This is a genomic window from Actinosynnema sp. (assembly GCF_052038725.1).
The window spans coordinates 1-3,939 of record NZ_JBQGCX010000173.1 but is presented as its reverse complement, the minus strand read 5'-3'; the positions used below and the strand labels follow the sequence as shown (position 1 = coordinate 3,939).

The following is a 3,939-nucleotide window of genomic DNA, read 5'->3' as shown; positions in this document are numbered from 1 at the left end:
TGCGGCGTGCTCCGGCCGCTGCTGCTGGAGCAGCTGCTCGGCCAGGGCGTCCCGGTGCTGTGCCTGGACCCGTGGGTGCGGGTCCTCGCGCCCGTCACCGAGCAGGTGCTCGCCGCCGTCGAGCAGGGCCCGCTGGTCCTGCTGCCCCGGTCGCTGCGCCCGCTGCCCGACGACGGCCTGCGCCCCACCCCGACCGAGCTGCTGCGCACCGGCGTGTTCGACCCCGGCTTCCTGGTCGTCGCGCCCGGAGCCGAGCCGTTCCTGCGCACCCTCGCCGAGCAGCTGCGGCGCACCCCCGACGCGACCAAGGCCGTGCTGGACATGGCGCCCGCGCTGGTCAAGGTGCACGTGCTGCGCGACGCCACCATCGGCCTGTCCGCGTGGAACGCCGCCCAGCGCCCCGTGCACCGGCTCGACGACGGCGCGCTCAGCGTCATGGGCGAGCCGCTGCGCACGGTCCACTTCGCGGGCTTCGACCCGAACCGCCCGTGGCTGCTGTCGGCCCGCTTCGCCGACCGCCCCAGGGTCCTGCTGTCCGAGCACCCGCTGCTCGCCGACCTGTGCGCCGCCTACCGCGCCGACCTGGTCCGCGCCGGCCACACCGCCCAGCGCGTCCCGTACGGCTTCGGCCAGCTCGCGGACGGCACCCCGATCCCGGACCGCCTGCGCGCCGACTACCGCGCCGCGTCCCGCACGGGCACCCCGCACGGCCCGTTCGGCGCCCCGAGGCCGATCCCGGTGCCACCGCAGGAACTCCTGCTCGACGGCGCCCCGGACCCGGCCGATGGGCAGCCGGGACCCGCTGCGCCGCAGGGCGGGTCGGCGCAGGGCGGACCGGGGGAGTCGGCCGACGCCTCGGCGGGCGACGTCCCCGCAGCCCCTGACACCGCCGCGCCGACCGGCGCCGATCTCACCGTCGCCTCCGGCGGCAGCGCGCCCGAAGGCAGTGCGCCTGAAGCCACCGCGCCTGAAGCCACCGCGCCCGAAGGCAGTGCGCCCGAACGCGGCGCGCCTGAAGGCGCCGCGCCCGCCGAGCGGCCCGAGGCCGACGACGCCCCGGAGTCCGCCCCCTCGGCCCCCGCCGTCCCGAAGCCCGCCGCGTCCACCGACCCGGCCGCCGCCGACGACGCAGACCGCCCGCACACCCCGCCCCCCGCGTTCGGCGACGACCGGGGAGCCGCGTTCCTGGCCTGGGCCTGCGAACCCGTCCGCGGCCTGCACGGCAGCACCCGCTGGTCCGTCGCCCTCTGGCAGGGCGACCTCGCCCTGCGCCACGAGTTCCCCGACCCGTTCGGCGAGGACAGCGCCGCCTTCCGCGACTGGTGCGCCACCACCGGCGTCGCCTCCGGCAGGCTCCCCGTCCCCGCCGTGCCCGGCCCCCGCGCCGGGACCCCCGCCCTGATCGACCAGCTCGGCGTCACCGTCCTCGGCGACGACCCGGCCGCCGACCTGCTCCGCGCCGCCGCCAAGGCCTCCGGCCTGCCCACCGGCGACGGCTACCCGGTCGTGCTGCGGGTCGGCGACGAGCCCGTGCCCGCCGACCGCTTCCTGGTCGACTACCTCGCGTCCGACCAGCCGCCCCAGGCGCTCGACGCCACCGAGCTGTGGACGCCCTCCGAGGCCACCCGCGCCGCCGTCGAGCGCGCGGGCGGACCGGTCGTGCGCGTCCTCCCGCTGCCCACGGCCGAGGTCGAGGCGGCCACGCCCGAACCGCACGAGGGCCTGCTCCTCGGCGCGCTCGCGGACCACTCGATCGACCGCTCCGGCAACGTCCTCGGCGTCGTCGCCGCGTTCCTCGCCGCCTTCCCCGACCGCGACGACGTGCGCCTGCGCATCACCGTCACCGGGGCCGACGAGCACCCGGAGGCCGCCGAGCGGCTGCGCCTGGCCACCGCCACCGACCCGCGCGTCGAGCTGGCCGACGACTTCCGGCCCGTGGACTGCCTCGTCTCGCTGCACCGGGGCGGGGCCGACGACCGCATCGCCGCCGCGCTGGCGGACGTCGCCGCCACCGGCACCCCCGTCATGACCGCGCGGCACGGGGCCGTCCCCGAGCTGTTCGACAAGGCCACCGCGCTGTTCGTGCCGTGCCGCCAGGGCGTCGAACCGGACGCCGACGCGGCCGTGAAGCTGCTGCGCGCGATCGCCGACGAGCCCGAGGCGGTCGCCGCGGTAGGAGCCGCCGGGCGCGAGCACGTGCGCGCCACCCGCTCCACCGCCCAGGTCGCCGAGGTGCTGCGCGAGCGCGTCGAGCACGCCTACCGGGGGTGGCGCGCCCGCCGCGCCGCCGCGAAGCCCGCGCCCGTCGCCGACCCGCTCCAGGTGCTCCAGACCGCCAAGCACGCCCTGCTGCGCGAGCCGGACGTCAGCGTCGCCAGCCGCATCCCGATGGCCCCGCAGCTGCGCAAGGTCGTGCTGCGCGTGCTCGACCACCACGACAACCACATGCGCGACGTCCTCGGCGGCATGGTCGACGGCGTCGAGCGCACCGTGGCCGAGCTGGTCCGCAGGCAGGACGAGGTCACCACCGGCATCGGCCTCGGCGAGCTGGAGGTGCTGCGCTCCGAGGTGGAGCAGCAGGCCGAGCGCCAGGGCGAGCACTCCGACCAGCTGATCGCGCTCGACGACTCGGTCGTGCGCGTGCGCGCCGACATGGCCGGGCAGGGCAGGAGGCTGCGCGACATCGAGGACGCCCTGGTCGCCGAGGCGGCCAAGCGCGCCAAGCAGGGCGAGGCCACCGCGCAGCGCATCGACAAGCTCGCCGTCGCGCTGGAGCGCACCCTCGACCGGATCGACCGCCTGGAGTCCAGGGTGGTCGACGTGCTGCGCGACCGCGACCACCGGCTCGACGCCGGGGTGCGCGCCGCCGCCCAGGCCCAGGCCACGGCCGACGCGCTGCGCCGGGTCGTGGTGCGCGAGCACGAGCGGCACTCGGCGTCCGCGCCGTCCGTGCGCAGCTCGCTGGTGCTGACCGAGGTCGGGCTGCTCCGGCTGCCCGCCGACGACGCGTTCATGCTCCCGTTCCTGTCCAGCAACGGGACGTGGGAGGCGGAGCTGTCCGAGCTGATCGACTCGGTGGTCGAGCCGGACGGGATCTTCCTGGACGTCGGCGCGTACGCCGGCTACCAGACCGTGCGGATGCTCAGCCGGATGGGCACGACCGGCGCCGTCGTCGCGGTGGAGCCGTGCCCGTCGGCCGTGGAGCTGCTGCGGCACAACGTGCAGGTGAACCTGCCGCAGCGGGTCGCCGACCGGCTCGTCGTGGTGCCCGCCGCCGCGTGGGAGAGCGCGGGCGAGCTGGCCGCGCAGCCCTCGCTCACCGGCGGGATCTCGGTGTCGCCGCTCCCTCCGGACGCGCCCGCGGACGCGCCGAGGGTGCGCGCGACCCGGCTCGACAAGGAGCTGGAGGCCGTTCCCGGTCTCGCGGGGCTGAAGCTGTCGGTCGTCCGCGTGGACGCGCCGGGCCGGGGGCACCGCGCCCTCGCCGGGCTGGTGCGGTTGCTGCGCAGGGACCGGCCGCACGTGTTCCTGGAGTTCTCGGCCACCGCCACCGAGGCGCTGGGCGACGACCCGGTGCGCGTGCTGGCGGAGTTCCGGGTGTGGGGCTACGACCTGGTGCCGGTGGCGACCCGCGAACCCGCGGCGCCCGAGGCCGTGGTCGCCGCGATGGAGGGACTGCGCTCGGTCCCGCTGTGGCTGCGCCCGCGCCCGGTTCCGGCGAAGGGCGTGCCCCCGCAGGCGGCCCCCTCCGCTTCGCAGCGCGCTGACCAGGCGATTTGACTCGTGACGCGGAGATGAGTAACTTTCTCCAAGTCGCCAGCGACAAACACCCCGGAACGAGCGGTTGACACCGCGAAACGGGCCGGGTAGAGTTGCGCGGCGTCAAACCCCCAGAACTTAACTGAATGGCTTCTCGCTGCCCCGGTGAAGGAAACGACG

General features: G+C 76.7%; 1 protein-coding gene. It reads left to right on the top strand.

Annotation, left to right across the window (positions count from 1 at the left end; translation table 11 throughout):
• On the top strand, positions 1–3,780 hold a 3,780-nt coding region (locus tag ACTUAL_RS03210; protein ID WP_440899219.1), incomplete at its 5' end, for an FkbM family methyltransferase.
• Between the last annotated feature and the right edge of the window lie 159 nt (positions 3,781–3,939).